The sequence below is a fragment of the Aeromonas ichthyocola genome (genome assembly GCF_046087985.1).
Taxonomy (GTDB): Bacteria; Pseudomonadota; Gammaproteobacteria; order Enterobacterales; family Aeromonadaceae; genus Aeromonas; species Aeromonas rivipollensis.
In genome coordinates this window covers 618,472-635,420 of the sequence record NZ_JBJSWH010000003.1, presented here as the reverse complement: position 1 = coordinate 635,420, position 16,949 = coordinate 618,472, and the positions used below count along the sequence as shown (strand labels likewise).

Below are 16,949 nucleotides of genomic sequence, written 5' to 3'. Positions count from 1 at the left end.
CTGACAGCCAATAAGCACAAGGCCACCCCATCGGGTGGCCTTGTCGTTTGTTGCGCCCCCAAACGGTGTTCAGCCTCGGCGCGCCGCCTCTATGGCGGCGATATCTATCTTGCCCATCTGCATCATGGCCTCGAAGGCGCGCCTGGCGGCCTCGGGGTCGGGATCCGTGATCGCCTCGGTGAGGGCGAGGGGGGTGATCTGCCAGGAGATGCCCCACTTGTCCTGGCACCAGCCGCACTCGCTCGCCTGACCACCGTTATCTATGATGGCGTGCCAATAGCGATCCGTCTCGGCCTGGGTCTTCGTTGCGACCTGAAACGAGAAGGCCCAGCTGTGGCTGACCCCGGGGCCGCCATTGAGCCCGAGGCAGGGGATCCCCATCACCCTGAACTCGACCGTCAGCACATCCCCTCGCTTGCCGGCGGGGTAGTCGGCCGGGGCGCGGTGCACGGCATCGACGGCGGAGTCGGGGAAGGTGCTTGCGTAAAACCGTGCCGCCTCTTCGGCGTCCCCGTCATACCAGAGGCAGATTCTGTTCTTTGCGGCTGTCATCATCTCGTGGCTCCTGCCGGTTGATCTCATCTTGGTGCCTGTCATCCTGCTCTCTCTTCATCTCGCCCGGGCGTTGCCGCCTGGCGCCGTCTGTTGCCAGCCGGGGAGTTGCATGATGTCGTCAAGTGTAGTGGCATAGGGATCCGGGCCGCCCGGTTTGGCGTGCAGAGCGACAGGCAGGGCGACCCTATGCCCCGCCAATGACAAGAGAGGTGTGCGCGATGGACAGTACCCAGCGATTCTCGACCCGGGTCGAGGCCTATGTGAAGTACCGCCCCGGTTATCCGGCGGCCATGCTGGACTTTCTGGCTGGCGAGCTTGCCATGGGGCCAGAGGCCCAGGTGGCCGACATAGGGGCGGGCACCGGCATCCTGACCGCCCTGCTCGCACCGCGGGTGGCGCGGGTCTGGGCGGTGGAGCCCAACGACGAGATGCGCGCCGCCGCGAGGCGACTGCTGGCGGATGTGGGCAACATCGGCTGGTCTCACGGCAGTGCGGAGGCCACCGGGCTGCCGACGGGCTCGGTGGATCTGGTCACTGTCGCCCAGGCGTTTCACTGGTTTGATCGCGCGGCCTTTCGGCAGGAGTGCCAGCGCCTGCTCAGACCCGGTGGCCGGGTCGCCCTCATCTGGAATGACAGGCTGACCGACACCCCGTTTCTCAGGGCCTATGAGGAGGGGTTGCACGCCTATTCCGGGGATTACGAGGAGGTCAATCATCGCAACCTCGGCGAGCACGACTTTAGTGCCTTCTTCGAGGGGGAGTATCGGCTCGATCGCTTCGAAAACCGCCAACTGTTCGATCTGGACGGCGTGCTTGGGCGGCTCAACTCCTCCTCCTATGCCCCCGCCGTCGGCACCCCGGCCCATGAGCAGATGACGGCGCTCATCCGCCGCGAATTTGGCCGAAATGCGGTGGGCGGCAGGGTCTCTTTCAACTATTGCACCCTGGTCTACAGCGGCCGGGTGTAACGGGGCCCATGCAGAAAATGAAGGGCGATGGGGCAGGGGGCATGCCCAATCGCGTGGACTGGTGACAGTCGGCGCGAACGGCATGCTCCCTTGGCTCCCGTTCTCTAATCGCAGAAAACGACACCCTGGCGTTGCCGACTGGTTTTTTTTTGCTCAGAAAACAGACCGCATCTCTCTGTTTCCCCTGATAAAACCTAATTTCGCCGAAAATCTGCCTGAATCGTGCTTGAACAAGGCCGTGAAAAGAGTCGCCCTCCCTGAAGGGCTGGCGGCATACTGCGCGCCTTCCGATGTGGCCATGCCTGTCTTGCAGGGCAAACAGCGGGGTATTGAGCAGGACCCAGGGTATGTTGACCTTCAGACGCACGCAGAAAAATTTCACCTTCATTACAGGCTATCTCTGGCTGCTGGCCTTGCCGATGCTGCTCGGGATCGGCGGCATGTTCGCCCTCTCCGTCTACAACCACGGGGTGGTGGTGGAGCAGAAGCTGGTCAGCCTCAACGGCATGGCGGTGGTGACCGAAGCCAGGATGCTCGATCACCTCGAGCAGCTGATGTCTGTCGAAGTCACTGCGGATGCACTGACCCCAGTGCTCTCCACCTCTAGGACCCGGGAGGCCTATCGCGAGCGCTGGGGGAAGATGACGGCCCTGGATCCCCTGGTGATGCTGATTTTTCATGCCGATTCGAATGGCTATTTCTTCTCCGGCAGCGAAGAGGCGGATCTGGCCTGGGTGAATGCCAAGGTCAATGTGGACTCCCGCGCCTGGTTCAAGGGGGCGCTGACGTCGCGCGCCTTCTACTGGACGCCTGCCTATCAGGACATCTTGACGGGCGATCATATTCTGACCCTGGCCCATCGCCTGCCCGATGACCAGCAGCAGGGTGAGCGGGTCATCGGCATCGATGTGAACGTCGCACAGTGGTCCCAGATGCTCAGGGACATGCTCTATGGGGACAACGCCGTGAGCCACATGGTGATTGACCGCCGCACCAACCAGATCCTGGTGAGTTCGCAGTCGGCCTACAACGGCCAGATCTTGCAGGCTCCCTGGCTGGCGCGCCTGACGGCGCAATCAGGCTCTTTCTACGAGGAGATGAGCAACGAATATGTGGCTTACGGTACCCTGCCAGACAGGGAGCACTGGATGGCCATCACTGTGCAGCCAAGGCGGGATTCGGTTGCCGTCATCGGGGGCAGCCTGGCGCTGGGGCTGCTGGCCGTTGCCTGCGCCCTCTTCATCACAATGTCGGCCTTCTTTCGCCTGCGTTTGCTGGTACTCATCGACAGTCTGGCGAGCCGCATCCGCCGACTCGGCGCCGGCGCGCGCGAGCCCCGGCCGGTGAGTGCCTTGCCCTCCTTCCCTGAGATGGCCTTGCTGGATCAGGAGCTGGATCAGGTGTCCGATCACCTGCAAGAGTCCTTTGACCTGGCCCACAGGGACGCGCTCACCGGCAGCTATAATCGGCGCTTCCTGGATCAGCGGCTGCGCCAGTTGCACCAGGAGGGGCGCAGTGTCGTCCTGGCCCTGGTCGATCTGGACAATTTCAAGCAGCTCAACGACGTCTATGGTCATGCCGGCGGTGATGCGGCGCTGTGCCGCAGTGTCGAGCTGGGACGGGAGTTGCTGGGGGAGGGGGTTTCCCTGTGTCGTTACGGTGGCGAGGAGCTGGTCGCCCTCTTCGAGCAGCACTCGCTGGCGCAGGCCGAGGGGTTGATGGAGCTGTGGCGCTGCCGGCTCAGTGAGCTGAAATGGCGGGAGAAGGGGATGCGGGTCACCTTCAGTGCCGGCATAGGCGAAAGCCGGGGCCGCCCCCCCGAGGCGCTGATGACCCTGGTCGACAAGGCCATGTATCAGGCCAAACGGGCCGGCAAGAACCGCATTCATCGCAGCGAGGAGTGAGCGCCCTGGCTGCTGGCGTCTCTCTCATGACAAGGCCCTCGTCGTTCACGGCGAGGGCCTTTGTTATTTCCCGGGTACCTCGTTTGGCTGTGCTGCGAAGCAGACAGTCGCGAGGGGGCCTTGTGACCTTAGCCCTGGTCTATGCCCAGGATGGCCATGGCTTTGGCCAGGGTATCGACGGATTCCTGATGCTTGCCCGCGTTATGCAGGGTCTCTCCTTCGGCCCTTAGCTGCTTCACCTCGGCCAGTTTCTCGGCACTGAGGGCGGGGTTCGTGGCCAGGGCATCATCAATCTTCTTCATGTCCATGGGGCAGTGAAAGGCGATGGCGCTCCCGGCGAAGAGCAGGGCGGCCAACAACAGCATGAGTCTCATTTTGACGACCTCCTTGATGGGATCCCGTTAAGAATAGCCCCAGAGGGCCGGGACTATTGGGTTGAACCGGGCAAGAAACAGACGCTACCATGATCTTTTCGACACGAGGAGGCGTCATGACACTCACAAGGTTGTTGTCACCCCTGACCAGTCTGGTGATCTTCATTCTGGGTCACGGCATGTTCAATACCCTGCTGACGGTGCGCCTCTCGGCAGAGCAGGTCTCGGTGCAGGCCATCGGCCTGGTGTCGGCGGCCTATTTCGGGGGCCTGGTGCTGGGGGCCTTCATCAACGCCCGCCTCATCATACGGGTGGGCCATATCCGGGCCTATGCGGCCTACGCCTCCCTGCTCTGTTTCCTGTTCCTGCTGCACGGCATGGTGGTGGAGCCCATCGCTTGGGCGGCGCTGCGGCTGGTGGGGGGCTTTGCCACCGGCGGCCTCTTCGTGGTGCTGGAGTCCTGGATGCTGGTCTCCAGCACCCCGGCCAACCGGGGACGGCTGATGTCCCTCTACATGATACTGCTCTACGGATCCCTGGCCATGGGCCAGTTGCTGCTCAAGTGGGTGGATCCCATGGTGCTGACCCCCTTTGCCCTGTGCGCCATGGCCGCCACCCTGTCGGTGGTGCCGCTCGCCCTCTCCCGGGTGGCCACCCCTGCCATGGTGGCGCCCCAGCCGGTGGGGGTGCTGGAGCTTGTTCGGCTCACCCCGGCGGGGATGGGTAGCAGCTTCACCTCGGGCCTCATCCTCGGGGCCATCTACGGCCTGCTGCCGCTCTACTTTACCGACAGCGGCGCCTCGCTCTCGCGGGTGGCGGACATGATGGCGTTGGTGATCCTGGGGGGCATGTGCCTGCAATACCCCATAGGGCGGATGTCTGACCGCTATGACAGGCGGCTGGTGATCCTGCTGCTGTGCGCAGCGCTGACTCTGCTCGCCCTGCTGATGGTGTTGTTGCCCGAGGGCTGGCGCGAGCCGATCGCGGGGGCCCTGGTGTTCCTGCTGGGGGGCATGGCGTTCTCCATCTATCCCTTGAGCCTCAGTCACGCCTGCGACGAGTTGCGCCCGGATCAGGTGCTGGGGGCCAATCAGGGGCTGCTGCTCGCCTACAGCCTGGGGGCCATGATAGGGCCGCTGCTGGCCCCCTTCGTCATGCTGCAGTTCGGGTCAGAGGGGCTGTTCGTCTACTTCGCCCTGTGCGGCGCCCTGCTGGCGGGCTATCTGGGCTGGCGCAGGCGGCAGCGGGCACCCATTCCCCTGGCCGAACACCAGGTGTTCATGCCGGTGCCGCCCAATACCCCCATGACCGCCGAGCTGGAGCCGAGAACGGATCTGGAAGGAGAGGCGGTGCCCGCGACCTATGCCACACCCGAGGTGGAGGATGTGGAAGGAATGGAGGAGCCGCAGGTTCGCTGAGAGCCAGCCTGCCCGAAGACGCGCATAAAAAAGCCGACTCCCAGGGAGTCGGCTTCTTGTTGGTGCTAAGGCCGTTATCAGGCGGTCACGGCGTCGGCTTTGACGGCATGAGCCTCAGGGGCCGCATTGCGGATAAGGTAATCGAAGGCACCCAGGGCTGCGGTGGCACCGGCGCCCATGGAGATGATGATCTGCTTGAACGGCACTGTGGTGGCGTCCCCTGCGGCATAGACGCCGGGCAGGGAGGTCGCGCCCTTGGTGTCGATCTCGATCTCGCCAAAGCGGGTCAGGGCCACCTCGCTCCCTTTCAGGAACTCGGTGTTCGGTACCAGACCTATCTGCACGAAGATGCCGGCCACCGCCAGGTGCTTGATCTCGCCCGTGGTGCGGTCCTCGTAGTCCATGCCCACCACCTTGCTGCCGTCACCTATCACTTCGGTGGTGCGGGCACTCATGATGATGTCGATGTTGCCCATGGAGCGGGCCTTCTTCTGCAGCACCTCGTCGGCGCGCAGGGTATCGGCGAACTCCACCACGGTGACGTGCTCGACGATGCCAGCCAGATCGATGGCCGCTTCTATGCCGGAGTTACCGCCACCTATCACCGCAACCCGCTTGCCCTTGAAGAAGGGACCGTCGCAGTGGGGGCAGTAGGCCACGCCCTTGGTGCGGTACTCGAGCTCGCCCGGCACGTTCAGATCGCGCCAGCGGGCACCGGTCGCCAGGATCACGGCGCGGCTCTTCAAGGTGGCACCGGAGGCCAGCTCCACGTTCACATAGCCATCCTTGCTGATGGCGGCGGCACGCTGCTCGGTGATCACTTCCACGCCGTACTGCTTGACGTGTTGCTCCAGGCTGGCAGCCAGCTTGGGGCCCTCGGTGTAGGGCACGGAGATGAAGTTCTCGATGCCGACGGTGTCCATCACCTGGCCGCCGAAGCGCTCGGCGACGATGGCGGTGCGGATCCCCTTGCGGGCGGCATAGATGGCGGCAGCAGCGCCAGCCGGGCCACCGCCCACCACCAGCACGTCGTAGGGGGCCTTTTCGCTCAGCTCTGCGGCCTTGCGCTCGGCCGCGCCGGTATCGAGCTTGGCCACTATCTCTTCGAGCGAGGTGCGACCCTGGCTGAACGGCTGGCCGTTCAGGTAGACGTTCGGAACCGCCATGATCTGGCGCTCGTTCACCTCATCCTGGAACAGGGCGCCGTCGATCATGGTGTGGGTGATGCCGGGGTTCAGGGTGGCCATCAGGTTCAGGGCCTGCACCACATCCGGGCAGTTGTGGCAGGAGAGGGAGATATAGGTCTCGAAGTGGAACTCGCCCTTGAGGTTTTTCACCTGCTCCAGCACGGCCGGATCGGCCTTGGAGGGGTGACCGCCACTTTGCAGCAGGGCGAGCACCAGGGAGGTAAATTCATGACCCATGGGGATGCCGGCAAAATGCACGCGCGGTGCCTGGCCTTGTGGCGCCACGCTCATGGAAGGCTTGCGAGCGGCGGTGCCATCGGTCATGGAAATCTTGGGGGACATCTCTGCTATCTCGTTGGCCAATGCCAGGAGCTCTGCGGATTTGTCGCTGTCATTGCCGGACACGCTGATCTCGATGGGATTGACGATGTACTGCAAGTAACCGTTGAGTTGTTGTTTGAGGTTGGTATCTAACATGGTCGAATTCCTTCTTGTTATGGCGGTCGGCACTATTCATGAATACAGAAAGCACTGGATGCAAAAAACAGTGAATGCAGGAAGCGCTGGGCCAGAAAGCAGACCGGCCCTTGAGTGGGCCGGTCTTGGAGAGCAGGAGGCTTAGATTTTGCCTACCAGATCCAGGGACGGGGCCAGGGTGGCATCGCCTTCTTGCCATTTGGCCGGGCACACTTCACCCGGGTGAGCGGCAACGTACTGGGCAGCCTTGACCTTGCGCAGCAGTTCCAGAGCGTCACGGCCGATACCGCCAGCGTTGATTTCAACGATCTGGATGACGCCTTGCGGGTCGATGACGAAGGTACCGCGGTCAGCCAGGCCAGCTTCTTCGATCATCACGCCGAAGTTGCGGGTGATGGTGCCGGTCGGGTCGCCGATCATCGGGTACTGGATCTTCTTGATGGTGTCAGAAGTGTCGTGCCAGGCCTTGTGAGTGAAGTGGGTGTCGGTGGAGACGGCGTAGATCTCGACGCCCAGCTTCTTGAAGGCAGCGTAGTTGTCAGCCAGATCGCCCAGCTCGGTCGGGCAAACGAAGGTGAAGTCAGCCGGGTAGAAGAAGACCACGGACCACTTGCCTTTCAGGTCAGCGTCAGACACCTGAACGAATTTGCCATTGTGGTAGGCGGTAGCGTTGAACGGCTTGATTTCAGTGTTGATATAGGTAGACATGTATTTGCTCCTTGGTGATGTACATATGCCCGTCTGGTCGTGAAGTGCTTGGCCAGGCGAGGCGCTTAACTTTCGATGGAGGCATCATAGGGCTTTTCTCTAATCGGTCAAAGCCACAATTTTGAATCACTTAAATCTACTTATTAGATAGCCCATCGCAACTGTACCTAACATGAATATCTCAGGCCTTCAGAGATAACTCATTGTCGAAGTTCAATTTCTGTCCTCCATGTCACATTTTCAAGTCCCGGATGGGAACTTGTTTTATGCCAGAGGGGCGAGAGGAGTATTGAAGGCGCGTCGGGACAGGGGGGGGAGAGCATGAGAGACGGGCAAAAAAAATCCCGGCGCCGTCGCACAGACAGGGCCGGGTCATCAAACAAGGAATGGCGATATAAAAATGCTTTACAGCAAAGACTAACTACGGGGTGTGCAAACTTGCAGACATATGAAGAGAAGACATCGGGTGCACAATCCTCATCTCCTCTTCGGCAACTATTGCATGGACGGCATCATAGTGTGATGAAGATCACAAATCAAGTTTGTGGTGTAATTTTTCAATCAAACTGAAAGTGTTTCAGTTATTTAGCCGGTAAATTAGGCTGAAAACGCTTTTATTGTAATTTTATTACAGTTATTTGTGATCAGAAATCCGAGGGCGGCTCCTGCTCTTCCATCAATTCCAGCAGATTGATGGCCACTGTGATGAAATCCGACTCAGTGACTATGCCCACCAGCTTGCGTCCCCGCACCACCGGCAGGCAACCATATTTGTGGCGCTGCAGGTAGAGGGCCGCCTCCTTGATGCCGGCGTGGGGATCCACGCTCGCCACCTGGCGGGTCATGATCTCGTCGAGCTGGACGCTGTCGGTGAATTCTGCCTCCCGCTCCGGATTGATCAGCAGCAGCTTGGACTCGCGGGTGGCCAGGATGTCGGAGAGGGTGACCAGTCCCAGCAGATGCTGGTGCTCGTCGACGATGGGGATGTGGCGGATCTGCTCCTGCTGCATCAGCTCCATCGCCTGCTTGACGCTGTTCTGCGGCCCCAGGGTGAAGGGGTGTTCGGTCATGATTTCAGTCAGGGTCATCATGGTGGGCCTCCTTGTGTCTCTGATCTCACCCTAGCTCAGCTCCTGGCCGTGGAACCTGATCAGGGTCAATACAGATCATTAAAGAATCATTAACCCAGGGGCTGTGGGCGCTGCGGGGTACAAATTGGCGTCCAAGCGCCCGTGTCGGCGCGTCCAGGGCCTACAAGGCTCACAAAAAGAGCGCTATCCCTTGCCGGCCTTGGGTTTTTGGTCTTTTGGGTTGCCTTGGAAGAGGGGGATAACTAGACTAGCCGCCGATTCCCCCGAGGTGAAAGATGCAAGTATCCGATTTTCATTTTGATCTGCCAGACGAGCTGATTGCCCGCTATCCGATGGCAGAGCGTACCGCCAGCCGCCTGTTGCAGCTCGATGGTCAAAGCGGCGCCCTGCGCCACGGTCAATTTGTGGATGTGCTGGACCAGCTCAACCCGGGCGACCTGCTGGTGTTCAACAACACCCGGGTCATTCCGGCGCGCATGTTTGGCCAGAAGGCCAGCGGCGGCAAGCTGGAGGTGCTGGTGGAGCGCATCCTGGACGAGCACAGCGTGCTGGCCCATGTCCGCTCCTCCAAGTCCCCCAAGCCCGGCACCCGCCTCATTCTGGAGGGTGGCCCCGATGGGGATAAGGTCGAGGCCGAGATGCGCGCCCGCCACGACGCCCTGTTCGAGATCCACTTCCTGGACCCGCGCCCCGTGCTTGAGATCCTGGAGGCCATAGGCCACATGCCGCTGCCGCCCTATATCGACAGGCCCGACGAGGATGCCGACAAGGAGCGCTACCAGACCGTCTACAACCAGAAGCCGGGCGCCGTGGCGGCGCCGACCGCCGGTCTGCACTTCGACGAGCCGCTGCTCGAGCAGATCCGGGCCAAGGGGGTGGAGCTGGCCTTCGTCACCCTGCACGTGGGGGCGGGCACCTTCCAGCCGGTGCGGGTGGAGAAGATTGAAGATCACCACATGCACTCCGAGTATGCCGAAGTGCCCCAGGAGGTGGTGGACGCCATAGCCGCGACCCGCGCCCGGGGTGGCCGGGTGATTGCGGTGGGCACCACCTCGGTGCGCTCCTTGGAGAGCGCGGCCAAGGTGACCCTGGCCCAGGGCAAGCCGCTGGCGCCCTTCTTCAGCGACACCGACATCTTCATCTTCCCGGGCTACGAGTTCCAGATTGTCGATGCCATGGTCACCAACTTCCACCTGCCCGAATCGACCCTGATCATGCTGGTCAGCGCCTTCGCCGGGTACGATCAGGTGATGGCGGCCTATCAGGCGGCGGTGGAAGAGCAGTACCGTTTCTTCAGCTACGGGGACGCCATGTTCGTCACCCGTCGCCAGGTTGAGGCATAAGCCTCAGCCTTCAGAAGCCGTTCAGGGACTCCTTGTCAGGATTCTGGCCGGTTTCTTGTATCGGGCCCATGGGGCCCTCCGTTGTCAGACTGTTTCTCTGACTGAATCGAGGTAGCAATGAAATTTGAACTGAAAACCACAGATGGTCGCGCCCGTCGCGGTCAGCTGGTATTCGAGCGCGGTGTGGTCCAGACCCCGGCCTTCATGCCGGTCGGTACCTACGGCACCGTCAAGGGGATGACCCCGGAAGAGGTGCGCGAGACCGGCGCCCAGATCCTGCTTGGCAACACCTTCCACCTCTGGCTGCGGCCGGGTCAGGCGGTGATGCGTGCCCACGGCGACCTGCACGACTTCATGAACTGGCAAGGCCCCATCCTCACCGACTCCGGCGGTTTCCAGGTGTTCAGCCTGGGTCACATTCGCAAGATAACCGAAGAGGGGGTGCACTTCCGTCATCCCATCAACGGCGAGAAGATCTTCCTCGACCCCGAGAAATCCATGGAGATCCAGTACGATCTGGGCTCCGACATCGTGATGATCTTCGACGAGTGCACGCCCTATCCGGCGACCTACGAAGAGGCCCGCAAGTCCATGGAGATGTCCCTGCGCTGGGCCAAGCGCTCCCGCGACAAGTTTGATGCCCTGGGCAACAAGAACGCCCTGTTCGGCATCATCCAGGGCTCCGTCTACGAGCCGCTGCGGGATGTCTCCCTGGACGGTCTGCTGGAGATCGGCTTCGACGGCTATGCGGTCGGCGGTCTGGCGGTGGGTGAGCCCAAGGAGGACATGCACCGCATCCTGGATCACGTCTGCCCGAAGATCCCGGCCGACAAGCCGCGCTACCTGATGGGGGTGGGCAAGCCCGAAGATCTGGTGGAAGGGGTGCGCCGCGGCATCGACATGTTCGATTGCGTGATGCCGACCCGCAACGCTCGCAACGGTCATCTGTTCACCACCGATGGTGTGGTCAAGATCCGCAATGCCAAGTATCGCGAGGACACCAGCACCCTGGATGCGGACTGCGACTGCTACACCTGCAAGAACTACACCCGCAGCTATCTGTACCATCTGGACAAGTGCAACGAGATCCTCGGTGCCCGTCTGAATACCATTCATAACCTGCGTTATTACCAGCGTGTGATGCAGGGTTTGCGGGACGCGATCGAGCAGGGTAAATTAGACGACTTTGTAACTGAGTTTTACCGTCGGCAAGGGAAGCCCGTGCCTCCGTTAACTGAAAATGACGTGAAATAACAACGACATATAAGTTAGTTTTCAAATCTACATCAATAAGAGGTTGTTAAATGAGCATTATCTCCAAGGCGTATGCAGAAGGCGCAGCTCCGGGTGCACAGGGTGGTGGCATGGAAATGATCATCATGCTGGCCGTGTTTGGCCTCATCTTCTATTTCATGATCTATCGTCCCCAGGCCAAGCGCGCCAAGACTCATCGCGATCTGATGAGCTCCCTGGCCAAGGGTGACGAAGTGCTCACCTCCGGTGGCCTGGTCGGCAAGATCGCCAAGGTCTCCACCGATAGCGACTACATAGTGCTGGCCCTGAACGATCAGACCCAAGTCACCATCAAGCGTGATTTCGTCTCTGCCGTTCTGCCCAAGGGTTCTATCCAGTCCCTTTAATCTCCCGAGGAGCACAGCGTGTTAAATCGCTATCCGCTGTGGAAATACCTGATGGTGATCGTCGTGATCGCCATCGGTTTTCTATATGCAGCCCCCAATCTTTACGGCGAAGACCCGGCCTTGCAGGTATCTGCCAGCCGTGGTGCCGAAGTCAAACTAGAGACGCTCGATCAGGTGAAGGAGACGCTCGAAGCGGCTCAGATCCCGGTCAAACATGCTGCGTTCGAACACGGTTTCATCCTGATCCGGTTCACCAATACCGAAGACCAGCTCAAGGCACGTGACATCGTCGCCAACAAGCTGGGCGACAACTTCATCACTGCCCTCAACCTGGCACCTTCCACGCCTGCCTGGCTCGAAGCCATAGGCGCCGCTCCCCTCAAGCTGGGTCTGGACCTGCGCGGTGGTGTGCACTTCCTGATGGAAGTGGACATGGCCGAGGCGCTGACCAAGCAGCAAGAGCAGATGGTGCAGGATTTCCGCTCCGAGCTGCGCACCCAGAAGATCCGCTACTCCGGCGTGCGCCGGGTCGGTGATCAGGTGCAGGTGGTGTTCCGCGAGGAGGCCGATCAGGCCAAGGCGGCCTCTTTCCTGCGTCGGCAGAATCCGGATCTCACCTTCACCACTGAGCAGAAAGGGGATGACTTCATCCTGCTGGCTGGCCTGAGTGAAGCCAAGATCAAGGAAGTGAAGAAGTACGCCCTCGAGCAGAACATCACCATCATCCGCAACCGGGTGAACGAGCTGGGTGTGGCCGAGCCGCTGGTACAACAGCAGGGTGCCGAGCGCATCGTGGTGGAGCTGCCCGGTATCCAGGACACCGCCCGTGCCAAGGAGATCCTGGGGGCCACAGCCACCCTGGAGTTCCACATGGTCGATGAGGCCGCCGACATCCAGGCCGCTGCCGCGGGCCGGGTGCCGCCGAGCTCCAAGGTCTACAACGATCGCAACGGTCGTCCCGTGGTGCTGCAAAAGCGCGTGATCCTGACCGGTGACCACATAGTGGGTGCCCAGTCCGGTTTCGATGAATACAGCCGTCCCCAGGTCAACATCAAGCTCGATGGCCAGGGTGGCAACAAGATGGCCAACTTTACCAAGGACAACGTTGGTAAGGGCATGGCCACCGTCTTCATCGAGTACAAGCCGGTGGGTCAACCCGGTCCGGACGGCAAGCGCAAGTTCCGCAAGCAGGAGGAGGTGATCAACGTCGCCACCATCCAGTCGCGCCTTGGCAGCCAGTTCCGCATCACAGGTATCGACAACGCCAACGAGGCCCACAACCTGGCGCTGCTGCTGCGTGCCGGTGCCCTGATAGCCCCTATCCAGATAGTCGAAGAGCGCACCATAGGCCCGAGCCTGGGTCAGCAGAACATCGACAGCGGTATGGAAGCCATCGGCTGGGCCATGCTGGTGATAGTGCTGTTCATGGGGATCTACTACCGTGCGTTCGGTTGGGTGGCCAACCTGGCCCTCTCCATGAACCTGGTGCTGATCGTCGGCATCATGTCGATGATACCCGGGGCCACCATGACACTACCGGGCATTGCCGGTATCGTGCTGACGCTGGGCATGGCGGTGGATGCGAACGTGCTGATCTACGAGCGTATTCGTGAAGAAATCCGCAACGGCCGCGGGGTGCAGCAAGCCATCCACATGGGCTTCGACCGCGCCTTCTCGACCATCGCTGACTCCAACGTCACCTCGCTCATCACCTGTGTGATCCTGTTTGGTATCGGCACCGGCGCCATCAAGGGCTTCGCCCTGACCCTGGGCATAGGTCTGACCGCCTCCATGTTTACGGCCATTACTGTATCCCGCGCCATCATCAACCTGGCCTGGGGCGGACGGCGCATCGACAAGCTGCCGATCTAAGGAAGAGACATGTTTCAGATTCTACATTTTGAAAAGCCCATCCCCTTCATGCGTTTCGCCAAGTCGGGAATGGTGTTCTCTGCCTTGCTGACGATGCTTGCCCTGTTCTGCCTGTTCGATCGCGGCCTGAACTGGGGGCTGGACTTTACCGGGGGCACCACCATAGAGGTGGGGTTCCAGCAATCGGTGAGCCTGGACAAGATGCACGAAGCGCTGGATCAGCAGAAGATTGAAGGGGCGACCCTGCAATTCTTCGGCTCCAGCCGCGACGTGCTGGTGCGCATGGCCCCCCAGGAGGGGGTCAAGGTCGAGCAGCAGGGCAACGAGGTGCTGGCGGCCGCCAAGCTGATCGATGAGGGCGCCGTGCTCAAGCGCGTCGAGTTCGTCGGTCCTTCGGTGGGTGACGAGCTGGCGACAGACGGTGCCCTGGCCATGCTGGCCTCCATCCTCTGTATCCTGGCCTACGTGGCGGTGCGCTTCGAATGGCGTCTGGCGATGGGGGGCATCCTCTCCCTGGCGCACGACGTCATCATCACCCTCGGCATCTTCGCCTACTTCCAGTACGAGTTCGATCTGACCGTGCTGGCGGCGCTGATGACCCTGGTGGGCTACTCCCTGAACGACACCATAGTGGTGTTCGACCGCCTGCGGGAGAACTTCCGCAAGGTGCGCAAGGGGGATACCGCCTTCATCATGGATCTCTCCATGACCGAGACCCTGAGCCGGACCATCATCACCTCGGGGTTGACCTTCGTGGTGGTGGTGGCGCTGCTGCTCAAGGGCGGCCCGCTGATCCACGGTTTTGCCATCGCCATGGTGATAGGGGTGGCCTTCGGGACCTACTCCTCCATCTATGTGGCGAGCGCCTCTGCCATGTTCTTCGGGGTCAAGCGGGAGCACATGCTGCCGACCCAGGTGGAAAAAGAAGGGGCGGATCAGCAAGAGATCCTGCCGTAACAGACAAGGGCGCCACAAGGCGCCCTTTCTCTTGGGGAGCGGCTGAGTCATTATGCTCCCCAGCACCCATCCTCATGACCCATTGCAAGAATGCAAGGAGCAAGCCATGCAACACAATCCCCGTTTTCTGGCCCTAGTAGAGGCCATTCGCCCGCAGATACGGGAAACCGACGTGCACCAGATCAGGCGCTGGCAGGAAGAAGGCCGTGTTTTTCACCTGATCGATGTGCGGGAAGATAACGAGTGGGCGAAAGGGCACCTGCCGGGGGCCGAACACCTGGGCCGCGGGGTGATGGAGCGGGACATCGAGACCCGTTTTCCCGATCCAGACACCGAGCTCTACCTCTATTGTGGTGGGGGATTTCGCTCCATCCTGGCGGCGGACAACCTGCAAAAGATGGGGTATTCCCGGGTGGTCAGCGTCGATGGAGGCTTTCGTGGTTGGTGTGACGCCGGATACCCTGTCGAATCCTGATTTATTTGAGGGATAGGGGTTGCGCCACATGACAAAAGGCCGGTTGACCTTTACCATATGCGGGGTCAAGCGTAAGCGTCGGAGTGTTCATTGAACGTCAGGATAGGGATTGGATACCTCACCGGTATCCTGTTGTTGCTCCCCATGTGGGGATGCAGCAGTAGCAGTCAGGTTACAGCGCCTCAAGTTCCCAAGCCGCAACCCGCTTCATTGGTATTGGCGACCCCCTTGCAGGTCTCCTACCAGAGCGAGTTGGCCTTGGCGCGACTCGGGCAGATGCTCAGTGAAATGGAATTGACGACCGAACAGCGGGCCGAGTTGTTCTATGAGCGTGCCGTGGTGTTTGACCGGGTTGGCCTTCGTTCCCTCGCTCGGCTCGACTTCAACCGCGCCCTGCGGGAGAAGCCCGACTTTGCCGAGGCTTACAACTTCATCGGTGTCTATCTGGTTCAGCAACAGAACTATGACGAGGCCTATGAGGCATTCGATTCGGCTCTCGAGCTCGCCCCGGATTACGATTACGCCTACCTCAACCGTGGCATAGCGCTCTATTACGGCAACAGGCCCGAGCTTGCCACCGCCGACATGAAGCGTTTCTACGAGGCGCAGCCGGAAGATCCCTACCGGGTGATCTGGCTCTATCTGGCCGAGCAGAAGCTCAACGGGCCGGCGGCCATGAGCCGGATGCGCGAGCGGCTGAACAAGTATGACGACGACGCCTGGAACTGGGATCTGGTCCGCCTCTATACCGGCGAGATCAACGCCACCCAGCTGATGGGCAACGTGGTGAAAGGGGTCAAGGACAACCGGGAGCTTGCCGAGCGCCTGTGCGAGACCTACTTCTACCTCGGCAAGTTCGAGCTGGCCAAGGGCAACCGCAAGGAAGCCATCAGCTACTTCAAGCTGGCGCTGGCCAACAACGTCTATGACTTCATCGAGCATCGCTATGCCCTGCTCGAGCTGGAGCTGATGGCGCGCAAGCCCTTGCCGCCGGGTGCCCAGGGCAAAAACAGCAAAGCGTGAGAAGGGCATCAGCCCTCAGTGAAAAAGGCCTCTTGATGAGGCCTTTTTGCTGTCTGTTGCTGGGGGATGCGGGGTGTCATTCCACCAGGCTCATGCCGGGGATCTGCCGCCAGTAACCGTTGCAGTCCCGCTCCTGCTGCAGGGGCAGCGGTGCCTGACCCTGCTGGTTGGCCTTGAAACGGGCCAGCATGTCGAGTGTCTCCATCCCTTCGGGGGAGAGGCGCACCACATCCACCAGTCCCGCCATGCCTTCGAGCTCGTTGCCGAGGTTGTAGCAGTAGCCGGACTGGGTCTGGATGCCGTTGAGATTGAACACCTTCTGCCCCTCGCGGCTGCTGGCGAGGCGCCCTGTGGGGTAGTGGATGCAGGCGAGCTCGCAGTTGTCCTTGGGCTTGTCGAGGGAGCGGGCGGTGAAGCAGCGCGCCGAATAGGCCAGCGGCAGGTGGCCGTAGGCGAACACCTCCACCTCGAACTGCTGGCGGGCGCTGCCCAGATCCTCATTGAGCTGCACCAGCCAGTCGCGGGAGAGCTCCACCGGCATCACCCAGCGCCGCATCCCCTGTTTGAGCAGCATGCGCAGCACCTCGGCGTTGTAGGCATTGATGCCCGGGCCGCACACGAAGGGCAGCCCCGCCTCCCAGGCGAGCTGGACTGTGCCGAGATCGTTGGCCTCGACCATGAGATCGCCATTGTCGACCAGCCGCTTGACCTCCTTGAGTTCCGACGGCGCCGAGATCAGCGCCAGGGTGGAGAGCACGGCCTGCTTGCCCGAGCTCGCCACCTGGCGGGCCAGGGCAATCCAGTCATCCCCTTTCAGTTCACGGCGCTTGCTGCACACCGTCTCGCCCAGATAGATGATGTCGGCCTGGCTCTGCGCCGCCGCCTCATAGAAGGCCTGGGTATCGGCCTTGGGCCAGTAGAAGAGCAGGGGCCCGAGAGAGAATTGCATATGTGCTC

General features: G+C 61.1%; 16 protein-coding genes. 10 read left to right on the top strand and 6 right to left on the bottom strand.

The window, feature by feature from the left end; translation table 11 throughout:
- Window positions 1-69 precede the first annotated feature (69 nt).
- Window positions 70-555, bottom strand: coding sequence for a VOC family protein (locus ACF2JD_RS11795; RefSeq protein ID WP_139745026.1), 486 nt, complete (start codon window positions 553-555; stop codon window positions 70-72).
- Window positions 556-773: 218 nt separating this feature from the next.
- On the opposite strand from ACF2JD_RS11795, the gene ACF2JD_RS11790 reads away from it, so the two are divergent.
- Both ACF2JD_RS11790 and ACF2JD_RS11785 read left to right on the top strand, forming a co-directional pair.
- Window positions 774-1,523, top strand: coding sequence for a class I SAM-dependent methyltransferase (locus ACF2JD_RS11790; protein WP_139745027.1), 750 nt, complete (start codon window positions 774-776; stop codon window positions 1,521-1,523).
- Between the two features lie 347 nt (window positions 1,524-1,870).
- A complete protein-coding gene (locus ACF2JD_RS11785; protein ID WP_440987465.1) occupies window positions 1,871-3,427 on the top strand; it encodes a diguanylate cyclase domain-containing protein in 1,557 nt (518 codons plus the stop codon).
- Window positions 3,428-3,555: 128 nt separating this feature from the next.
- On the opposite strand, the gene ACF2JD_RS11780 is transcribed toward ACF2JD_RS11785, so the two are convergent.
- Window positions 3,556-3,801 (bottom strand): hypothetical protein, encoded by a 246-nt coding sequence (locus ACF2JD_RS11780; RefSeq protein ID WP_025327258.1) that lies wholly within the window; start codon window positions 3,799-3,801, stop codon window positions 3,556-3,558.
- A 116-nt stretch (window positions 3,802-3,917) separates the two neighbouring features.
- Here ACF2JD_RS11780 and ACF2JD_RS11775 point away from each other — a divergent pair, with 116 nt between their 5' ends.
- A complete protein-coding gene (locus ACF2JD_RS11775) occupies window positions 3,918-5,219 on the top strand; it encodes an MFS transporter (RefSeq protein ID WP_106886565.1) in 1,302 nt (433 codons plus the stop codon).
- A 77-nt stretch (window positions 5,220-5,296) separates the two neighbouring features.
- Here the strand turns inward: ACF2JD_RS11775 and ahpF are convergent, their stop codons facing one another.
- From ahpF to ACF2JD_RS11760, 3 genes are all read right to left on the bottom strand, one after another.
- The gene (gene ahpF / locus ACF2JD_RS11770) at window positions 5,297-6,883 is read right to left on the bottom strand and encodes an alkyl hydroperoxide reductase subunit F (protein ID WP_163147490.1); all 1,587 of its coding nucleotides are present in this window, start codon (window positions 6,881-6,883) and stop codon (window positions 5,297-5,299) included.
- 141 nt (window positions 6,884-7,024) lie between these two features.
- Complete coding sequence (ahpC, locus tag ACF2JD_RS11765; protein ID WP_005324327.1) at window positions 7,025-7,591, bottom strand: alkyl hydroperoxide reductase subunit C; 567 nt, start codon at window positions 7,589-7,591, stop codon at window positions 7,025-7,027.
- A 644-nt stretch (window positions 7,592-8,235) separates the two neighbouring features.
- Complete coding sequence (locus ACF2JD_RS11760) at window positions 8,236-8,682, bottom strand: CBS domain-containing protein (RefSeq protein ID WP_106886567.1); 447 nt, start codon at window positions 8,680-8,682, stop codon at window positions 8,236-8,238.
- Window positions 8,683-8,957: 275 nt separating this feature from the next.
- On the opposite strand from ACF2JD_RS11760, the gene queA reads away from it, so the two are divergent.
- The 7 genes from queA to nlpI all read left to right on the top strand — a co-directional run bounded on the left by queA (window position 8,958) and on the right by nlpI (window position 15,992).
- Complete coding sequence (queA, locus tag ACF2JD_RS11755) at window positions 8,958-10,025, top strand: tRNA preQ1(34) S-adenosylmethionine ribosyltransferase-isomerase QueA (protein WP_289977364.1); 1,068 nt, start codon at window positions 8,958-8,960, stop codon at window positions 10,023-10,025.
- Between the two features lie 117 nt (window positions 10,026-10,142).
- Window positions 10,143-11,279 (top strand): tRNA guanosine(34) transglycosylase Tgt, encoded by a 1,137-nt coding sequence (gene tgt / locus ACF2JD_RS11750; RefSeq protein ID WP_025327252.1) that lies wholly within the window; start codon window positions 10,143-10,145, stop codon window positions 11,277-11,279.
- 50 nt (window positions 11,280-11,329) lie between these two features.
- Window positions 11,330-11,665 carry a preprotein translocase subunit YajC gene (gene yajC, locus ACF2JD_RS11745; protein ID WP_025327251.1) on the top strand — a complete coding sequence of 112 codons (336 nt, stop codon included), beginning with the start codon at window positions 11,330-11,332 and terminating at the stop codon, window positions 11,663-11,665.
- Between the two features lie 18 nt (window positions 11,666-11,683).
- On the top strand, window positions 11,684-13,537 hold the full coding sequence (gene secD / locus ACF2JD_RS11740) for a protein translocase subunit SecD (RefSeq protein ID WP_025327250.1): 1,854 nt from the start codon (window positions 11,684-11,686) through the stop codon (window positions 13,535-13,537).
- 9 nt (window positions 13,538-13,546) lie between these two features.
- Window positions 13,547-14,494, top strand: coding sequence for a protein translocase subunit SecF (gene secF, locus ACF2JD_RS11735; RefSeq protein WP_106886570.1), 948 nt, complete (start codon window positions 13,547-13,549; stop codon window positions 14,492-14,494).
- Between the two features lie 106 nt (window positions 14,495-14,600).
- Entirely contained in the window at window positions 14,601-14,969 is a 369-nt protein-coding gene (locus ACF2JD_RS11730) for a rhodanese-like domain-containing protein (protein WP_139745032.1), read from the top strand.
- Between the two features lie 90 nt (window positions 14,970-15,059).
- On the top strand, window positions 15,060-15,992 hold the full coding sequence (nlpI, locus tag ACF2JD_RS11725) for a lipoprotein NlpI (protein WP_307764782.1): 933 nt from the start codon (window positions 15,060-15,062) through the stop codon (window positions 15,990-15,992).
- A 76-nt stretch (window positions 15,993-16,068) separates the two neighbouring features.
- Here nlpI and ACF2JD_RS11720 read toward each other — a convergent pair whose 3' ends face one another.
- On the bottom strand, window positions 16,069-16,941 hold the full coding sequence (locus ACF2JD_RS11720) for a U32 family peptidase (protein WP_289985753.1): 873 nt from the start codon (window positions 16,939-16,941) through the stop codon (window positions 16,069-16,071).
- Window positions 16,942-16,949 lie beyond the last annotated feature (8 nt).